The following is a 15,791-nucleotide window of genomic DNA, read 5'->3' as shown; positions in this document are numbered from 1 at the left end:
TGTTGCCCGCATGAGCGAGCTTGCCGTTTCCGTCCTGCCTGCGATTTCCGGGATCGACGCCGCCGAATGGGACGGCTGCGGGGCGGACGCCAACCCCTTCACCACGCATCGCTTCCTGTCGGCGCTGGAGCAATCGGGCTCGGTCGGCGAGGGGACGGGCTGGCACCCCAGCCACCTGGTCGCGCGGCTGGACGGGCAGGTGGCGGGCGCGGCACCCTGCTATGTCAAGACCGACAGCCAGGGCGAATACATCTTTGACCACGGTTGGGCGCAGGCCTATGCGCGGGCCGGCGGGCGCTATTACCCCAAGCTGCAATGCGCTGTGCCCTTTACCCCCGTCACCGGGCCGCGGCTGATCGCCTCCAGCCCGGCGGTGCAGCGCGCGCTGCTGGCGGCCATGGCGCAATTCGCGCAGCAATCGGGCCTGTCGGGCGCGCATGTCACCTTTTGCACCGAGGCCGAGGCGCGGCTGGGCGAGGCGGCCGGTTTCCTGCCCCGCGCCAGCGAGCAGTTCCACTGGCTGAACCGGGGCTATCGGACATTCGACGATTTCCTGGCCCAGCTGTCCTCGCGCAAGCGCAAGGCGATCCGCAGGGAGCGCGAGCGGGCGCAGGCTTTCGGCGGCAGCATCCACAGCCTGACCGGCGACCAGATCCGGCCCGGGCATTGGGACGCCTTCTGGCGCTTCTATCAGGATACCGGCGGGCGCAAATGGGGCCGGCCATACCTGACCCGGGCCTTCTTCGACATCCTGCACCACACCATGCGCGACGACTGCCTGCTGGTCCTGGCCGAGCGCGACGGCCGGCCCATCGCCGGTGCGCTGAACCTGATCGGCCGGGACGCGCTTTACGGCCGCTATTGGGGCTGTGTCGAGGACCACCCCTTCCTGCATTTCGAACTGTGCTATCACCAGGCCATCGACTGGGCCATCGCCCATGGCCTGTCCCGCGTCGAGGCGGGCGCGCAGGGCGAACACAAGCTGATGCGCGGCTATATGCCCAGCCAGACCCATTCGCTGCATTGGGTCGCCGACCGCGGCTTTCGCAAGGCCATCGCCGATTACCTGGAACGCGAACGCGAGGCGGTGGGCGAGGAAATGGCGATCCTGGCCGAGATGGGGCCGTTCCGCCGCGGCGCGGTCAGGGACGCTTGACCAGCCGGAACGCGGCCGAGGCGCCCCAGCCCGCCGCCACCGCGATGGCCAGCGACATGATGCCGTAGATGAAGGGTTGCTCCAGCGCCAGGCGATAGAGCCAGCGTTCCAGCCCGACCTTGCGCACCTCGATGGGCGCGCGGAAGGTGTCGATGACCCGGCCCTGGCGCAACAGGAAGATGCGGGTGCTGTAGACGCCCTCGACCAGGTTGGCAGGCAGGCGGACATCGGCGCGAAACAGCGTCTCCTCGGCCAGCCGCACGGCGCCGTCGTCCTGGCGGTAGACGTCGGCGGCGCGGCGCAGGCGGATCAGCGCCTCGGTATAGGGCACGGCATCCTCGACCTCCATCGGCCCGGCAAAGGCGCGCATCGCCAGCGGGATCGAGATGCGGTGGCGCTGGTCCTCGGCCGCGGGCAGGATCAGGTGCAGGGGCCGCGTCGTCGCCACCACGTAGAAGCTGGGGGCCGAGCCGATGCTGACCCGGCCGGTATTGACCCAGATGCCCAGCCGGCGTTCCTTGTGGCGCACGGTCAGCGCCTGGGCCGGCCCCTCCAGCGTGACGATTACGTCCAGCGGCTCGCCCGCCGGGATCCGCGTCTCGCGCTTGATGGCGCCGTAGATGATGATCTCGGAACCGTCGAAGCTGGTGGTGATGTCCACGTCGTCCCGCGACAGCCCGGCGACGATCTGCTCGGGCGGCTGTTCGGGGATAGCCGGCTGCGCATTCGCCGGCAGCGCCAGCAGGACCGGCGCCAGGACGGCGAAAAGCGCATGCCGGATCATCGCAAGATCCCCGGCGTGATCGAGTAAAGCTCGTCCGGGCGCAGGAACAGGTCCAGCGCTAGCTTGCCGCAGACCCCCAGCACCAGAAGTGCCAGCAGGATGCGCAGCTGTTCGGCCCGCAGCCGGGCGCCCAGGTGGGTGCCGATCTGCGCCCCGGTCACGCCGCCGACGATCAGCAGCACCGCCAGCATCACGTCCACCGTGTTCGAGGACACGGCGTGCATCAGCGTGGTATAGGCCGACAGGAAGGTGATCTGGAACAGCGAGGTGCCGATGACGACCTTGGTCGGCATGCCCAGCAGGTAGATCATCGCCGGCACCATGATGAAGCCGCCGCCGACGCCCATGATCGCGCCCAGCACGCCCACCGCGGCGCCGACCAGCAGCACCGGGATCGAGCTGATGTAAAGCCCCGAGGCGCGGAACTTCATCTTCCAGGGCCATTTGTGCACCCAGCCGTGCTGGTGGCGGCGCATCGGCTTGATCGGCCCGCTGCGGCGCGCGCGGTGCAGCGCGCGCAGGCTTTCCTGCAGCATCATCGCGCCGATCAGCCCCAGGAAGACGACATAGCAAAGCTGCACCACCAGATCGACCTGGCCCAGCCGCGACAGCATGTTGAACAGCAGCACCCCGGCCGAGGAACCGACCAGGCCGCCGGCCAGCAAGACCCAGCCCATGCGGAAATCCACCGTCTTGCGCTTGACATGCGCCAGCACGCCGGAAAAGGACGAGGCCACGACCTGGTTGGCGCCGGTCGCCACCGCGATGGCCGGCGGAATGCCGATGAAGAACAGCAGGGGCGTGATCAGGAAGCCGCCGCCGACGCCGAACAGGCCCGACATCAGCCCGACGATGCCGCCCAGGCCGATCAGCACCAGCGCATTGACCGCCACCTCGGCGATGGGAAGATAGATCTGCATGTCCTGCCCGGCTTATTGCCTTGTCCCGATGCTGCCCCGGCAACAGCCCTGCGTCAAACGCTTCCATGGCCTTTCGCGCGGGTTGTCGCAAGCCTGTGGCGCGGATAAAGCAGATGTGACGGGCAGATATGGCGGCGAGGGACGCGGGCGGCGTGGACAGCGGCCCGGCGCGGCGGCCGGACAGGAAAGACCATGCGCATTCTGATCACCAATGACGACGGCATCAACGCTCCGGGGCTCGAGACGCTGGAGGCGATCGCGACCGAGGTCGCCGGACCGGGCGGCGAGGTCTGGACCGTCGCCCCCGCCTTCGAGCAATCGGGCGTCGCCCATTGCATCAGCTATGTCCATCCGACCTTGATCGCCGAACTGGGCCCGCGCCGCTTTGCCGCCGAGGGCACGCCGGCCGATTGCGTCCTTGCCGCCATCGCCGACGTGATGCGGGACAATCCGCCCGACCTGGTGCTGTCGGGCGTGAACCGCGGCAATAACTCGGGCGAGAACGTGATGTATTCCGGCACCGTGGGCGGCGCGATGGAGGCGGCGTTGCAGGGCCTGCCCGCCATCGCCCTGTCGCAATACATGGGCAGCCGCACCGCGGTTCTGGACGATCCGTTCCAGGCGGCGCGGGCGCATGGGCCGCGGCTGATCCGGCAATTGCTGGACTATGGCGACTGGACCTCGGACGAGGATTTCCGGCTGTTCTACAACATCAACTTCCCGCCCTGCGACGCGGGTTCGGTCAAGGGCACGCGGGTCGCGCCGCAGGGCCGCCGCCAGGGCGTGCGCTTCGAGGTCGAGCCCTATCACGCGCCGAACGGCCGGCGCTTCCTGTGGGTGCTGGGCGGCTCGCAGACCGCCGAGGCCACGCCGGAGAGTGACGTGGACGCGAATATGCGCGACTATATCTCGCTGACGCCGATGCGGCCGGACCTGACCTGCCACAAGACCCTGGCCGAATTGCGCGGCGTGCTGGAGGAGGGCTGAACCAGGCATGGGCGACGATCCCGAGACTGCCGAACGCAAGATGCGCTTCCTGTTCGCGCTGCGGCAGCGCGGGGTCACCGATCCGCGCGTGCTGGAGGCGATGGAGCGCATCGACCGCGGCGAGTTCGTGCGCGGCCATTTCGAGGATCGCGCCTATGACGACACGCCCTTGCCCATTCCCTGCGGCCAGACCATCAGCCAGCCCTCGGTCGTGGGACTGATGACCCAGGCGCTGGAGGTGGGGCCGCGCGACAAGGTGCTGGAGATCGGCACCGGCTCGGGCTACCAGGCGGCGGTGCTGTCGCTCTTGTGCCGCCGGGTCTATACCATCGACCGCCACCGCCGGCTGGTGGCCGAGGCCGAGGCGCTGTTTCGCCACCTGGGCCTGCCCAACATCACCGCCCTGGTCGCCGACGGCTCGCGCGGGCTGCCCGAGCAGGCGCCCTTCGATCGCATCATGGTGACGGCGGCGGCCGAGGATCCGCCGGGCCCGCTCTTGGCGCAGTTGAAGATCGGCGGTATCATGGTGGTGCCGGTCGGGCAGTCGGATGCGGTCCAGACCCTGATCCGCGTGCGGCGCGGCGAAAGCGGCTTTGACTATGACGAATTGCGGCAGGTGCGCTTCGTGCCGCTGGTCGAGGGGTTGGGACAGACATGACCCCCGGCCGTCCAGAGTGAGGAACGGGCAGATGATCAAGATCAGGCAGTTGGCGATGCTCGCCGGCGCTGCGATGGCGCTGGCGTCCTGCGGGCCGCAGGGTGGCCTGGATTTCAGCAATTTCGACCCCGACCTGCGGCGCTGGGGCCGGGGCGGGCTGGAAACTGCCGGCGCGGCCGCGCGCGCCCAGCCCCGCCCGGCGCCGGACCAGCGCGGCGTGATCTCCTATCCCGGCTACCAGGTCGCCATCGCGCGGCAGGGCGATACGGTGGCCACCATTGCCGCCCGGCTGGGGCTGAACGCGGCCGAGCTGGCCAGGTACAATGCCATCGAGGCCAATACCGTGCTGAATCCCGGCGCGGTGGTCGCCCTGCCGCGCCGCGTGGCTGCCGGGGCGCCTGCGGCGGCGCCCATCGTCTCCTCGACCGGGCAGGTCAGCGATCCCTTTGCCGGCCAGGGCGTCCGGCAGCCGGAGGTGCCCCCGGCCGCGGGGGCGGGGGCCGTGACCGCGCAGACCCTGCCGGCGGCAAGTCAGCCCAAGCAGCATGTCGTCGCGGCCGGCGAGACGGCCTGGTCCATCGCGCGCAAATACAATGTCTCGGTCAACGACCTGGCGCAGTGGAACGGGCTGCGGCAGGACATGACCCTGCGCATCGGCCAGCGCCTGCTGATCCCCGTGGCCGGGCAAAGCCGCCCCGCCACGGCAGTCGTCACCGCGCCCGGAACCGGCAGCCCGACGCCGCGCCCGCCTTCCTCGGCCGAGCCCCTGCCGAACGAGCGTACCCAGCCCGCCGCCAGTGCGGTGAACAAGCCGGCCGGCCCCGACCTGGGCAAGACCCGCACCGCCGCCTCGGGCAGCGGCAAGTTCCGCATGCCCGCCAACGGCGCCATCATCCGCACCTACCAGAAGGGCAAGAACGACGGCATCGACATTTCCGCGGCCCCCGGCAGCCCGGTTTCCGCCGCCGGCAGCGGCACCGTTGCCGCGATCACCCGCGACACCGACCAGGTGCCGATCATCGTCATCCGCCACGAGGGCAACCTGATGACCGTCTATGCCGGGCTTGAGGATGTCGCCGTGACCAAGGGGCAAAGCGTCAGTGCCGGCACCCCGCTGGGCAAGACCCGCAGCCAGGGCGTCGTGCATTTCGAGGTGCGCAACGGCTTCGACAGTGTCGATCCCGAGAAATACCTGAACTAGGCCGTCCCGCGCGCCCGTGCCCTGCGGCGTGGGCGCAAGCCCTCTTTCAGGTCACGGCGGCGGGCCGGGCAAAGCGCGGGTCTTTCCAGCTTGCGCTTTTCAGAACCTCCTCCAGCGCCTCGACCGCGCGCAGCACGTCGACATGGCGCAGGTAGAGCGGCGCAAAGCCGAAGCGCAGCGTCGAGGGCGCGCGGAAATCGCCGATCACCCCGCGCGCGATCAGCGCCTGCATCACCGGCCAGGCATGGTCGTGGCCGAAGGCGACCTGGCTGCCGCGGCGGGCGGGCTCGCGCGGGCTTTCCAGCCTTAGCCCCAGCCCGGCGCAGCGCGCCTCGACCAGCTGGATGAACAGCTCGGTCAGGGCCAGGCTTTTCGCCCGCAGCGCCGCCATGTCCACCCCGTCCCAGATCGCCAGCGCGCCTTTCAGCGCCCGCATCGACAGGATCGGCTGGGTGCCGCATTGAAAGCGGCGGATGCCGGGGTCGCCCTCGTAGCCGGTCTCGAAGGCAAAGGGCCGGGCATGGCCCCACCAGCCGCTGAGCGGCTGGCGCGCCTGCCCCTGATGCCGGCGCGCGACATAGATAAAGGCCGGCGCGCCCGGCCCGCCGTTCAGGTATTTATAGGTGCAGCCTACGGCGAAATCCGCCCCGGCAGCGTCCAGCTCGACCGGCAGCGCCCCGGCCGAATGGCACAGATCCCAGACAGCGATGGCGCCCGCCGCCTGGATGCGCGCGGTCAGCGCCGCCATGTCGCGCAATGCGCCGGTCTTGTAGTTCACATGGTTGACCAGCACCGCCGCGACATCGGCGTCCAGCATGTCTTCGATGGCCGGGCCGTCCACGCCCTCCAGCCGCAGCCGCGCGCCGGGCAGGGTCGAGACCACGCCCTCGGCGATATAGAGATCGGTCGGGAAGCTGCCGCTTTCCGCGACGATGGTGCGGCGCCCCGGCCGCAGCGCCATGGCGGCATGCAGCGCCTTGTAGATGTTGACCGAGGTGGTGTCGGCCACCACCACCTGCCCCGGCGCCGCGCCGATCAGCCGGCCGATGCGGTCGCCCAGCTCGATGGGCAGGTCGAACCAGCCGGCGCCGTTCCAGCTGCGGATCAGCTGGCCGGCCCATTCGTCGCGGGCGGCGCGCAGCAGTTCCTCCTGCGCGGCGCGGGTCGGCACCCCCAGGGAATTGCCGTCCAGATAGACCTCGTCCGGGGACAGGATGAAGGCGTCGCGCAGGTGGCGCAGCGGGTCTTGCGCATCCATCGCCTCGATCGCGGTGCGGTCGGGAAGGGTCATGGTCTGTCCTTGGCGGTTCATTCCGGCGCCGCGCCGGTCGAGTTGCGGATGATCAGCTCATGCGGGCCGACGCGCTGCAATTCCTTCAGCGGCCGGCCCTCCAGCAGGCCGGCCAGGCAATCGGCCAGCGGCTCCCAGCTGTCGCGCAGCGGCGCCTTGGTCACGCTGAGCGCCGGAAAGAAGGCCGAGGCGCGCAGCGCCGGCATGTGGTCGTCATGCGCCATCACCGAGACGTCGCCGGGGATCGACAGCTCCAGCGCCTCCAGTGCCTTGTAGACCCCCTTGGCGATATGGACATGGCTGCAGATGATCGCGGTGGGCCGCGGGCCGCCCAGGCGGAACATCTCGACGGTCGAGACCAGCCCCAGCGCCTCGGTCATCTCGCCGTGCCGGGTCAGCGCCGGGTCGAAGGCGATGCCGGCCTCCTCCAGCGCCCGGCGATAGCCGCGCAGCCGGGCCGAGGCGAAGCTCAGCCCCTGCCGGCCGTTGATCAGCGCGATGCGCCGGTGGCCCAGCCCGGTCAGGTGGCTGGCCATCTGGTAGAGGATGCCCTCGTTCTCGATGTCGAAATAGGCGTGATCGGGCGCGGGGCCGATGCGGCCATGCACGACGAAGGGGATGGCGTTTTCCCGCAGGAAGGCCACGCGCGGGTCGTCGTCCGAGGGGCTGAACAGCACGAAACCGTCCAGAACCCCGTTGCCGATCAGGCGCTTGTAGACCTCGATGATCGGCTCTTGCGGGCGGGTGACATGCAGCACGAATTGCATGCCGCGACCCGAGAACTGCGCCGAAAGCCCGGCGACGCCCTCGATGAACAGCCCGTCCTCGGCCAGGTTGGTCGATTGCGGCACCACCAGCGCCACCATGCCCGAACGCCCGGTCACCAGCTTGCGCGCCGAGATATTGGCCTGATAGTTCAGCGACCGCGCCACGGCCTTGACCCGCTTGCGCGTCGTCTCGTTCACGTCGGAATGGTCGTTCAGCGCCCGGCTGGTCTGCGTGACCGACAGCCCGGCGGCCCGCGCGACATCCTTCAGCGTGGCCAATTCCCCAGCTCCCCCCTTGGGCCGGCGCCCGGCCGCCTGCTTGCCCCGGAAAATGTCTAGAACATCCGCCCCGCCCGGTCCATAGCCGCGATCCTGGGCATGGCGCGGGGCAAGGCACGGCCCTTGCCGGATCGGCCGCGCATTCGGAATGGGTCAAGCCCGGCGCGGCACGACCGGACTGGCCGGTCCCATATCCTGACGTATGTCGCCGAAGGCGCGGCCCGGCAGAGCCGGCGGCCGGGGCATACGGCGTGCGCCCCACCCAAGGGGGCCCAGGGCCTGCGGCGGCGTCATGCCGCAAGCTCGCCGCATGGGGACGCGGCGGGCTCGCCCGCCGCCGCCATGCGTGTCAATAACAGCCGATCTTGGCGATCCGGCCGTTCTCGCCGATCTCGAAGTTCATCCGGTCGGCGCGGTAGTCCATCGTCACCGCATCGCGCGGGCCGATGATGCGGGTGCCGGCGGGCAGGATCATCCTGTCCAGCACCGCGCGCGGCTGGCCGACCAGGCCGCGGAACGGCGCGGCGTTGCAGCTGTCAGCCTCTGGCCCCGGCGGCTGCGCCGGGGGCGGGGCCGCGACACAGGCAGCCAGCGCGCAAAGCGGCGCCAGCAGCAGGAAGCGGCCGATCCCCCGCATCGTCAGCCGCAATCGATGTTGTAGATATTGCCGGCCGCATCCAGCCGGAAGACGATGCGCAGCGGGTCGTATTCCTGCGGCTCGATGCCGCGATATTCGACGACGCGATAGTCGCGGGTCACGCCCAGGGTCGGGATGATGCTGCCGGGCTGGCCCAGGGCCGAGACATAGTTCTTGGCATGGCAGGCGTCGGGTTCGCGCGATTCCAGCCCGCTGACACCGGCCACCGGCACGGGCGGCAGCGGCGCGACGGCCGGAACCGGCTCGGGCGCCGGCGCATAGGCCGGGGCGCAGGCGGCCAGGGGGGCAAGGGCAAGAAGCGCGATCAGGGCTCGGGTCATCGGCAATCATCCAGTAAGGGAATTCCTGGCGCGGCAGCATAAGGGCGCGGCGTGAGAATGAGAAGCGGCGCCTTGACGAATAGGGCGCGGCGTTGCCGCGAAACCGCGTGAGCCGCGGCCTATTCGGCCGCTTCGGCCAGCGCGTTCCGGCCATTGCCATAGCAGGCCAGGAACATGGCCACCGCACTGCGGTTCACCTTGCGCAAAAGCTCCTTGTCCACCGATTGCGGTCCCAGGAACAGGGCGCGGTCGTGGATCGTGACCCCGGCCAGTTCGATCAGCTGGTCGGCGGCCAGTTCCAGGTCGGGAATGCGCAATTCGCCACGCTGGACGCAACGCTCCAGGTAGGCGATCAGCTGCTGGCGCAGAAGCGCCGGCCCCGATTCGTAATATTCCTGCGCGAGCGAGGGGAAACGCTCGGCCTCGCCCACGCTGACGCGGAAGATGCGCAGCCCGAATTCCGAGATCATATGCGCCGAGATGATCTGCACGATGAAGGGCAGGACCTGCTCGACCGGCAGTTCGACCTCGATCAGGGCGCTGGCATCGGCTGCCTCGCGGGCAAGCTCGTTGCAGAAAACTTCCATGAACATCACGCGCTTGTCGGGAAAATAGCTGTAAAGCGTCGCCTTGGACACAGCTGCCTCGCGGGCGATGTCATCGACACTCGCCCCTTCGAATCCATCGCGCAGGAAAATGGTCCGGGCGCCTTCCAGCACCTGCAAGAATTTGCGACCACGCGTTACCGGAAGAGCCTTAGGCATCCGCAAGAACCCCCTGATTACTCCTTAACTTGCCCTGCGTGTTCCGCAGAACGGAACTCAGACACCGTAACGCCGACGCAAATCGAGCCTTCCCGTTCATAAGGGCAAACCGGATTCGTTGCAAAGGTTCTGCGCGGTGAAGCGCAATATGTCTAAAAGTGTGGCCTGATTGGCCCAGCATTCCCCTTGGATCAATAACGAATCGCCTTTGCCGGGGGCCTTGTGACGCGGGCGGCAAAAACCTGAAGAAGCGGCGCATTCTTTTCCGGCCCGCATCGCTGTGCGCCGGCAGGATGGGAAGGCCGCGGCGGCGAGAAAAATTCTCAGGTGCCGTGCCCGCTTGGCGTGATTCGCCTGCGCGGGGCTCCGGTACCGGCCAGGGTCGCCGCCGCGGCCCGGCCGGCCGTCGGGCAAGGCGGGACGCTTGACCGGCCGGGACCGGGCCGACCTGGGCGCGCTTGCCTCCGGCCGTGGCGGCCTGCCGGCCAGGGCGGGTCTCTGCCCTCCGCCTTGCCGGGCAAGCGGCGTTTTGTCGCAGGCCCGTGCCGTCATCCGCTGCCCCGCCGCGCCCTGTCGCGCCGCGCCCGCGCGACCAGGTCCTTTCGCAGCGCCTGCACCGCCTCGCCGCGGCCGAATTCGCGCGCCGCCGCCTGCCGGGCCTGTTCATAGCCGGGCAGGATCCGGGCAAGCTCTTCCTCGGCGGCCAGCAGCGCCCGGCTGCGTTCCCGCGCCAGCAGGTTGGTCAGCCGCGCCTCGGCCACGGAAAACGGCTGGTCGGTGCGATAGATCGCCTGAAGCTCGGCCTCCAGCCGGTCGATCTGGTGGCGGATCGCCTCGACATGGGCGCGAAAGGCGGCCAGGCGGCGCATCTCCATATCCGCCTTGAGCCGGGCGATCCGCTCAAGCCCGGCCAGCGCATCGCGGCCCTGTCTCATCCTTCCTCCCGGCGGCGGGGGGCGCTGCCCCAGCCCTCGCGCGCCTTCTTGCGCATGGCCTCGGCAAAGCGGATCGCGGCGGCGACCGGGGCGAAATGCTCGGGCCTGATCTCGCACCCGATCTCGACCGTGGCATGCAATGCGCGGGCGCAAGGCGGGTCCGACCAGACCGGCACCTGGTGTTCCTGCGCGCGCTCGCGGATGCGGCGGGCGACCTCGTCCACGCCTTTCGCCAGGCAGACCGGCGCCCGGCCGCTGCCGCGCTTCCATTCCAGCGCCACGGCGAAATGCGTCGGGTTGACGATGATCACATCGGCCTTTTCGACATCGGCCAGCATGGTGCTGAGCACGATGTCCATGCCCTTCTGCCGGCGCGCGGCCTTCAGGTGCGGGTCGCCCTCATTCTCCTTGTGCTCGTCCTGCATTTCCTGGCGGGACATGCGGTGCCGCCTGAGATATTCCAGGCGCTTCCAGATCAGGTCGATGACGGCGAAAACCGCGCCGATCCCCAGCGCCAAGAGCACCGCCCGGCGCAGGATCAGGCCCAGCCCCTCGATCCATTGTAGATCCTGCATGCCGCCCGAGGCCATCAGCCAGGACAGGAGCGAGGCGTAAAGGAACCAGCCGCCCACCCCGACCAGCAGCGCCTTGCCCAGCGATATGGCAAAACCCACCAGCCCGCTCTTGCCGAATTTCTGGCCGGCATTCCTGACCGGGTTGATGCGTTTGAAATCCGGCAGCAGCTTCTTGGGCGTCAGTACGACCGAGCCCTGGGCCACCATGCCCAGCAGGATCGGCAAGGCCATGATCGCGACCCCGGCCAGGGTCGCCAGCCCGGCCTGTCCCGCCAGCGCGCGGGCCAGGTCGGTGACGGCGCGGCCCGCGCCCTCGGGCCAGGGCTCGGCGCCAAGCGCGCGCGCGGCCATGCCGATCCAGGCCGGCGCGGCCCAGGCGGTGGCGAACAGCGCCGCGAACCAGAAGCCCAGATACATCAGCGCCGATTGCAGCTCGGCCGAGCGCGGGACATCGCCCTCCTGCCGTGCCTTGCGCAGCTTGCTTTCCGAGGCGTCGAACTGCTTGTCGTCGTTGCTTTCCCGGCTCATCGCAGCAGCGTTCCCATCTTGCCAAGGACCGCGTCGGCCCAGATCGGCAGGATCGAGGGCGCCAGCACGACCAGCGCCAGCAGGGCCAGCAGAATCGCGCCGGGGGCGACGATGAAGACGACCGGCAGCGTGGGCATGACCTTGCTGATCATGCCCGACAGCACCTGGAACAGGAATCCGCCCAGGATGAACGGGGCCGCCAACAGCATGGCCAGGACGAACCCCTGCCGGACCAGCGCGACGGCGCTGGACAGCACCTCGGAGACCTGCGGCCAGTCGCCCAGAGGCCGCAGCACCAGGCTTTCGCGCAAGAGATCGAAGGCGAGGATCGGAAAGCCCAGGGCCATCAGCAGGGCGAGGCCCGCCAGGTGCAGCAGGTTGCCGATCGGATGCGGGGAATATTCGTTGGCGGCGCCGATCAGCTGCGACAGCGATGCGGTCGCGGCCATGGCCGTCGCCGCGATGTCCAGCGCAACCGCGAAGAGCCGCACCAGCCCGCCCAGAACCAGCCCGGTCAGGATCTCGGCCCCGGCCAGGGCGGCCAGGTGCAGCAGGCTGCCGATGTCCCCCAGGGGCCGCGCGCTCTCCGCCAGCAGGGGCGTGACCGCCATGGCCAGCGCGGTGCGCACCCGCACCGGCAGGGCGCGCTCCGAGAAGACCGGCAGCATCGCGAAACAGGCCTGCACCCGGCAATAGGTCAGCATCAGCGCGGCCAGCATGGCCGCCAGGCGCGGATCGGCCAGGAATTGCGTCATGGCGCCACCGTCCCCCGCAGCCGGATCTGCGCGGCGGGGTCGATCTCGTCCAGCCCCAGCACCGGTGTCGCGATCCCGGCCGAGGTCAGCATCATCCGCACCAGGCGCCGGCGATGGTCGGGCACGGCAAGCACCACCTCCAGGCCGGGCGGCAGCTCGGCCAGGGTGGCCTGCACGGCTTCGGCCAGGCGTTTCTGGATCTGCGGGACGGCATTGGTCCCGGCCCTGGCGCCTTCGGCCTCGTTGCGGGCGATCTCGGCCTCCCATTGCGGATGCAGTTGCAGCAACCCCAGATAACCGTCCTGATCCAGGAACTGTTCGGTGATCTGGCCGCGCAGCCGCTTGCGGACCTGTTCATAGACGGCCTCGGGCGAGGCGGCGTTGCGCGATTCGTGAACCGCGTCGGTGATGAGAACCAGGTTGCGGACCGAGATGCGTTCCTCCAGCAGACCGCGCAGCACGGCCAGCAGCATCTCGGGCGACACCTTGTCGGGCACCATGCTGTCGAAGAAGCGCTGGTTGACCTGGGCGCGATGCTCGTCCGACACGCCGCACAGCTCGCGGATCATGCGTTGCATCGAGGACAGGGTCAGAAGCGCGGGCAGGTTGGTCTTGACCACCTCCATCAGATGCGTGGACAGCACCTCCATCGGGGTGACGACCGTGGCGCCTGCGATCGCCGCCTCGTCCTGCCATTCCGGCGCGATCCAGCGCGCGGCGCTGCCGTAGACCGGTTCGCGCACGCTTTCGCCCGCAAGCCCCTCGAGCGTGGATTCCGCGCCCAGCGCCAACACGCCCTGCGGCCGCAGGACGCCCTTGCCGCGCACCACCCCGTGCAGGCGGATGACATATTCGCCGTCCTGGAAGCCGGTGCCGTCGGTGATGCGGACATCGGGCAGGATCAGCCCGTAGGCGCGGGCGACATGCAGCCGCAGGTTGGTGATGCGCTGGCCCAGCCCGCGCGCCGGGTCCAGCGCGCTGACGATCAGGCCCGCGCCGATCTCGACGCAGATCTCGTCGGTGTCCAGCACGTCGCCGATGCGGGTCGGCGCGGGCGCTGCGCTCCGGGGCTTGTCCGGCGCTACCCTGGGGGCCGGCCGGTCCTGGCGGGTGCGGATGAACTAGGCCGTCGTGCCCAGCACCGCCGCCAGGCCGAAGAACACCGGCGTCGGCATGCCGGGGACCAGGCCGATGACCAGCATCCCCGCCGCGCTGATGAAGGGAACCTGCCAGTTGCTGAGGAATTGCTGCGACAGCAGGTCTGCCGTCGTCTCGGTGGCGCCGCCGCGCGACAGCAGCAGAGCCGCGGCCATCGAGGTGATCAGCGCCGGAACCTGGCTGACCAGCCCGTCGCCGATGGTCAGCTTGGAATAGGTGCTCATCGCCTCGCCCAGGGGCATGCCGTGCAAAAGCACGCCCGCGGCCAGGCCGACGAACAGGTTGATCAGCGTGATGACCAGGCCGGCGATGGCATCGCCCTTGACGAATTTCGACGCGCCGTCGAGCGAGCCGAAGAAGCTGATCTCGCGCTGTTCGCGGGCGCGGCGGCGCTTGGCCTCGTCATGGTCGATGGCGCCCGAGTTCAGGTCGCCGTCGATGGCCAGCTGCTTGCCGGGCAGCGAATCCAGCGCGAAGCGGGCCGAGACCTCGGCCATGCGCCCCGACCCCTTGGTGATGACCATGAAGTTCACCACCGTGATCACAGCAAAGACCGTCAGCCCCACCAGGAGCGAGCCGCCGGCGACGAATTCGGCAAAGGCCTGGATTACGTGGCCGGCGGCGGCGGTGCCGCTTTGTCCGTCGGTCAGGATCAGCCGGGTCGACGAGATGTTGAGCGACAGCCGGATCAGCAGCGAGACCAGCAGCAGGACCGGGAAGGCTTGGAAATCGGTGGGCTTCTCCACCAGCGAGGCCATGACCAGGATCAGCGTCGCGCTGGCGATGGAGAGCGCGATTCCCAGGTCCAGCAGCCGCGCCGGCATGGGGATGACCATGGACAGCACGATCAGCAGCAAGACCCCGGTGATGATCAGCGGCCGGGCGGCCCAGCCCGTGCCTGCGCCTGTCTCGGCAATGCTCATTCCTGGGCTCCCTGGGGTCTGGCGGGCTCAAGCAGGCGCTCGATGCTCCAGGCCGGTCCGGCCAGCATGCCCGACCGCCTGAGAAAGATCAGGACCTCAATCCGGTCCGCGGGCGAAAGCCGCATCAGCCGGTCGCCCATGTCCGCCGGCAGCTGCTCGCCGTAAAGCAGCCGGTCGGTCGCCTCGCGGATCAGGCCGTCGCGGGTCGGTAGCCCGGCCGGGACGGGCTCGGCGGCGAATGCCGCGGCCAGGATCAGCATTGCGATCACGATGCCCTCTTCAGTTCGCGCAGCGCGTTCTCGACATCGCCGAACGAGGGGCGGACATGTTCGGGCGCGGATTGCCGGCCCACCTCGACGCAAAGATTGGTCGCATGCTGGTGCAGGCCGGCGATCAGCACCGATTTGATCACGTCGTAGAAGGCCTGGTCCTGCTTGGTCACCGCCCCGAGCCGCTGGGCGAAGGGCGCGACGAGCGCATAGGCCAGGAACACGCCCAGGAACGTGCCGACCAGGGCCCCGCCGATCATCTTGCCCAGCACCTCGGGCGGCTGGTCGATCGAGCTCATGGTCTTGATCACGCCCAGGACGGCGGCGACGATCCCTAGCGCCGGCAGCGCGTCGGCCATGTTCTGCAAGGCGTGGGGCGCGTGCATGGATTCCTCGTTCATCAGGCCGATGCGTTGCGACAGCATCTCCTCGACCTGATAGGGGTCGTCGTAGTTCAGGCTGGCGGATCGCAGCGTGTCGGCGATCAGCGTCACCACATGCTCGTCGGCCAGGATCCGCGGATAGGCCTGGAAGATCGGCGAGGCGCCGGGGCTCTCGATATGCTCCTCCAGCTCGACAGGGCTGGCGCGGGCGATCCGCAGCAGCTGGAACAGCAGGCACAACACGTCCTGCACGTCGGATTCATGCCAGCGCGGCCCCTTGAGCGAGCGGCCGATGCCGCCCAGCGCCTGCTTGATCACCGCCGTCTCGTTCGACAGCAGGAACGAGCCGATCGCCGCCCCGCCGATCATCATCATCTCGAAGGGCAGCGAATGCAGGATGACCCCCAGCTTTCCGCCGGCCAGGAGATAGCCGCCGAAGACCATCGCGAAGGTCACGACAATGCCGATCATGCCGAACAT

General features: G+C 69.2%; 16 protein-coding genes and 1 pseudogene. 4 read left to right on the top strand and 13 right to left on the bottom strand.

All coding sequences use genetic code 11. The annotated features are described in order from the left end of the window. The first annotated feature begins 10 nt into the window (after nucleotides 1-10). Nucleotides 11-1,156, top strand: coding sequence for a GNAT family N-acetyltransferase (locus ACNKFW_RS00260; RefSeq protein WP_147427402.1), 1,146 nt, complete (start codon nucleotides 11-13; stop codon nucleotides 1,154-1,156). On the opposite strand, the gene ACNKFW_RS00255 is transcribed toward ACNKFW_RS00260, so the two are convergent. Together ACNKFW_RS00255 and ACNKFW_RS00250 are read right to left on the bottom strand one after the other, a co-directional pair. Continuing rightward, entirely contained in the window at nucleotides 1,143-1,940 is a 798-nt protein-coding gene (locus tag ACNKFW_RS00255; protein WP_024842725.1) for a TIGR02186 family protein, read from the bottom strand. The two genes, ACNKFW_RS00260 and ACNKFW_RS00255, sit on opposite strands and share 14 nt — an antisense overlap. Further along, nucleotides 1,937-2,860, bottom strand: coding sequence for a sulfite exporter TauE/SafE family protein (locus tag ACNKFW_RS00250; RefSeq protein WP_024842724.1), 924 nt, complete (start codon nucleotides 2,858-2,860; stop codon nucleotides 1,937-1,939). The genes ACNKFW_RS00255 and ACNKFW_RS00250 overlap by 4 nt, the downstream gene beginning before the upstream one ends. Before the next feature lie 192 nt (nucleotides 2,861-3,052). On the opposite strand from ACNKFW_RS00250, the gene surE reads away from it, so the two are divergent. Genes surE through ACNKFW_RS00235 form a run of 3 tightly spaced genes read left to right on the top strand, consistent with a single transcriptional unit; the run spans nucleotide 3,053 to nucleotide 5,706 of the window. Beyond that, on the top strand, nucleotides 3,053-3,847 hold the full coding sequence (gene surE / locus ACNKFW_RS00245; protein WP_147427401.1) for a 5'/3'-nucleotidase SurE: 795 nt from the start codon (nucleotides 3,053-3,055) through the stop codon (nucleotides 3,845-3,847). 7 nt (nucleotides 3,848-3,854) lie between these two features. Continuing rightward, nucleotides 3,855-4,505 carry a protein-L-isoaspartate(D-aspartate) O-methyltransferase gene (locus tag ACNKFW_RS00240; protein ID WP_024842722.1) on the top strand — a complete coding sequence of 217 codons (651 nt, stop codon included), beginning with the start codon at nucleotides 3,855-3,857 and terminating at the stop codon, nucleotides 4,503-4,505. 31 nt (nucleotides 4,506-4,536) lie between these two features. Then, nucleotides 4,537-5,706, top strand: a complete 1,170-nt coding sequence (locus ACNKFW_RS00235; protein ID WP_147427400.1) for a LysM peptidoglycan-binding domain-containing protein — start codon at nucleotides 4,537-4,539, stop codon at nucleotides 5,704-5,706. A 46-nt stretch (nucleotides 5,707-5,752) separates the two neighbouring features. On the opposite strand, the gene kynU is transcribed toward ACNKFW_RS00235, so the two are convergent. From kynU to motA, 11 genes and pseudogenes are all read right to left on the bottom strand, one after another. Further along, nucleotides 5,753-6,997, bottom strand: coding sequence for a kynureninase (gene kynU, locus ACNKFW_RS00230; protein ID WP_147427399.1), 1,245 nt, complete (start codon nucleotides 6,995-6,997; stop codon nucleotides 5,753-5,755). Between the two features lie 17 nt (nucleotides 6,998-7,014). Continuing rightward, a complete protein-coding gene (locus ACNKFW_RS00225) occupies nucleotides 7,015-8,043 on the bottom strand; it encodes a substrate-binding domain-containing protein (RefSeq protein WP_147427398.1) in 1,029 nt (342 codons plus the stop codon). A 349-nt stretch (nucleotides 8,044-8,392) separates the two neighbouring features. Next, nucleotides 8,393-8,680, bottom strand: a complete 288-nt coding sequence (locus ACNKFW_RS00220; RefSeq protein WP_147427397.1) for an I78 family peptidase inhibitor — start codon at nucleotides 8,678-8,680, stop codon at nucleotides 8,393-8,395. A 2-nt stretch (nucleotides 8,681-8,682) separates the two neighbouring features. After that, the gene (locus ACNKFW_RS00215) at nucleotides 8,683-9,021 is read right to left on the bottom strand and encodes a hypothetical protein (protein ID WP_024842717.1); all 339 of its coding nucleotides are present in this window, start codon (nucleotides 9,019-9,021) and stop codon (nucleotides 8,683-8,685) included. A 119-nt stretch (nucleotides 9,022-9,140) separates the two neighbouring features. Further along, entirely contained in the window at nucleotides 9,141-9,785 is a 645-nt protein-coding gene (locus tag ACNKFW_RS00210; protein ID WP_147427396.1) for a TetR/AcrR family transcriptional regulator, read from the bottom strand. Between the two features lie 548 nt (nucleotides 9,786-10,333). After that, nucleotides 10,334-10,720 carry a hypothetical protein gene (locus ACNKFW_RS00205; RefSeq protein ID WP_024842716.1) on the bottom strand — a complete coding sequence of 129 codons (387 nt, stop codon included), beginning with the start codon at nucleotides 10,718-10,720 and terminating at the stop codon, nucleotides 10,334-10,336. Then, a complete protein-coding gene (gene flhB / locus ACNKFW_RS00200; RefSeq protein ID WP_024842715.1) occupies nucleotides 10,717-11,823 on the bottom strand; it encodes a flagellar type III secretion system protein FlhB in 1,107 nt (368 codons plus the stop codon). Before flhB ends, ACNKFW_RS00205 begins: the two co-directional genes overlap by 4 nt. Continuing rightward, nucleotides 11,820-12,578, bottom strand: a complete 759-nt coding sequence (locus tag ACNKFW_RS00195) for a flagellar biosynthetic protein FliR (protein WP_147427394.1) — start codon at nucleotides 12,576-12,578, stop codon at nucleotides 11,820-11,822. The genes flhB and ACNKFW_RS00195 overlap by 4 nt, the downstream gene beginning before the upstream one ends. Continuing rightward, nucleotides 12,575-14,560 (bottom strand): annotated as a pseudogene (locus ACNKFW_RS00190) (flagellar biosynthesis protein FlhA). The gene ACNKFW_RS00195 and the pseudogene ACNKFW_RS00190 overlap by 4 nt, the downstream one beginning before the upstream one ends. Nucleotides 14,561-14,655: 95 nt before the next feature. Then, the gene (locus ACNKFW_RS00185; RefSeq protein ID WP_244314605.1) at nucleotides 14,656-14,919 is read right to left on the bottom strand and encodes a hypothetical protein; all 264 of its coding nucleotides are present in this window, start codon (nucleotides 14,917-14,919) and stop codon (nucleotides 14,656-14,658) included. A 5-nt stretch (nucleotides 14,920-14,924) separates the two neighbouring features. Beyond that, nucleotides 14,925-15,791, bottom strand: coding sequence for a flagellar motor stator protein MotA (gene motA, locus ACNKFW_RS00180; RefSeq protein ID WP_024842711.1), 867 nt, complete (start codon nucleotides 15,789-15,791; stop codon nucleotides 14,925-14,927).

Source organism: Paracoccus sp. TD-10, assembly GCF_048270675.1.
GTDB classification, from domain to species: Bacteria; Pseudomonadota; Alphaproteobacteria; order Rhodobacterales; family Rhodobacteraceae; genus Paracoccus; species Paracoccus pantotrophus.
This window is presented reverse-complemented; position numbering and strand designations above follow the sequence as displayed.

Bases quoted from the DNA above. Each gene is read 5' to 3' on its own strand.
- ACNKFW_RS00260 (WP_147427402.1), top strand. From the start codon at position 11: ATGAGCGAGCTTGCCGTTTCCGTCCTGCCTGCGATTTCCGGGATCGAC.
- ACNKFW_RS00255 (WP_024842725.1), bottom strand. From the start codon at position 1,940: ATGATCCGGCATGCGCTTTTCGCCGTCCTGGCGCCGGTCCTGCTGGCG.
- ACNKFW_RS00250 (WP_024842724.1), bottom strand. From the start codon at position 2,860: ATGCAGATCTATCTTCCCATCGCCGAGGTGGCGGTCAATGCGCTGGTG.
- surE (WP_147427401.1), top strand. From the start codon at position 3,053: ATGCGCATTCTGATCACCAATGACGACGGCATCAACGCTCCGGGGCTC.
- ACNKFW_RS00240 (WP_024842722.1), top strand. From the start codon at position 3,855: ATGGGCGACGATCCCGAGACTGCCGAACGCAAGATGCGCTTCCTGTTC.
- ACNKFW_RS00235 (WP_147427400.1), top strand. From the start codon at position 4,537: ATGATCAAGATCAGGCAGTTGGCGATGCTCGCCGGCGCTGCGATGGCG.
- kynU (WP_147427399.1), bottom strand. From the start codon at position 6,997: ATGACCCTTCCCGACCGCACCGCGATCGAGGCGATGGATGCGCAAGAC.
- ACNKFW_RS00220 (WP_147427397.1), bottom strand. From the start codon at position 8,680: ATGCGGGGGATCGGCCGCTTCCTGCTGCTGGCGCCGCTTTGCGCGCTG.
- ACNKFW_RS00215 (WP_024842717.1), bottom strand. From the start codon at position 9,021: ATGACCCGAGCCCTGATCGCGCTTCTTGCCCTTGCCCCCCTGGCCGCC.
- ACNKFW_RS00210 (WP_147427396.1), bottom strand. From the start codon at position 9,785: ATGCCTAAGGCTCTTCCGGTAACGCGTGGTCGCAAATTCTTGCAGGTG.
- ACNKFW_RS00205 (WP_024842716.1), bottom strand. From the start codon at position 10,720: ATGAGACAGGGCCGCGATGCGCTGGCCGGGCTTGAGCGGATCGCCCGG.
- flhB (WP_024842715.1), bottom strand. From the start codon at position 11,823: ATGAGCCGGGAAAGCAACGACGACAAGCAGTTCGACGCCTCGGAAAGC.
- ACNKFW_RS00195 (WP_147427394.1), bottom strand. From the start codon at position 12,578: ATGACGCAATTCCTGGCCGATCCGCGCCTGGCGGCCATGCTGGCCGCG.
- ACNKFW_RS00185 (WP_244314605.1), bottom strand. From the start codon at position 14,919: ATGCTGATCCTGGCCGCGGCATTCGCCGCCGAGCCCGTCCCGGCCGGG.
- motA (WP_024842711.1), bottom strand. From the start codon at position 15,791: ATGTTCGGCATGATCGGCATTGTCGTGACCTTCGCGATGGTCTTCGGC.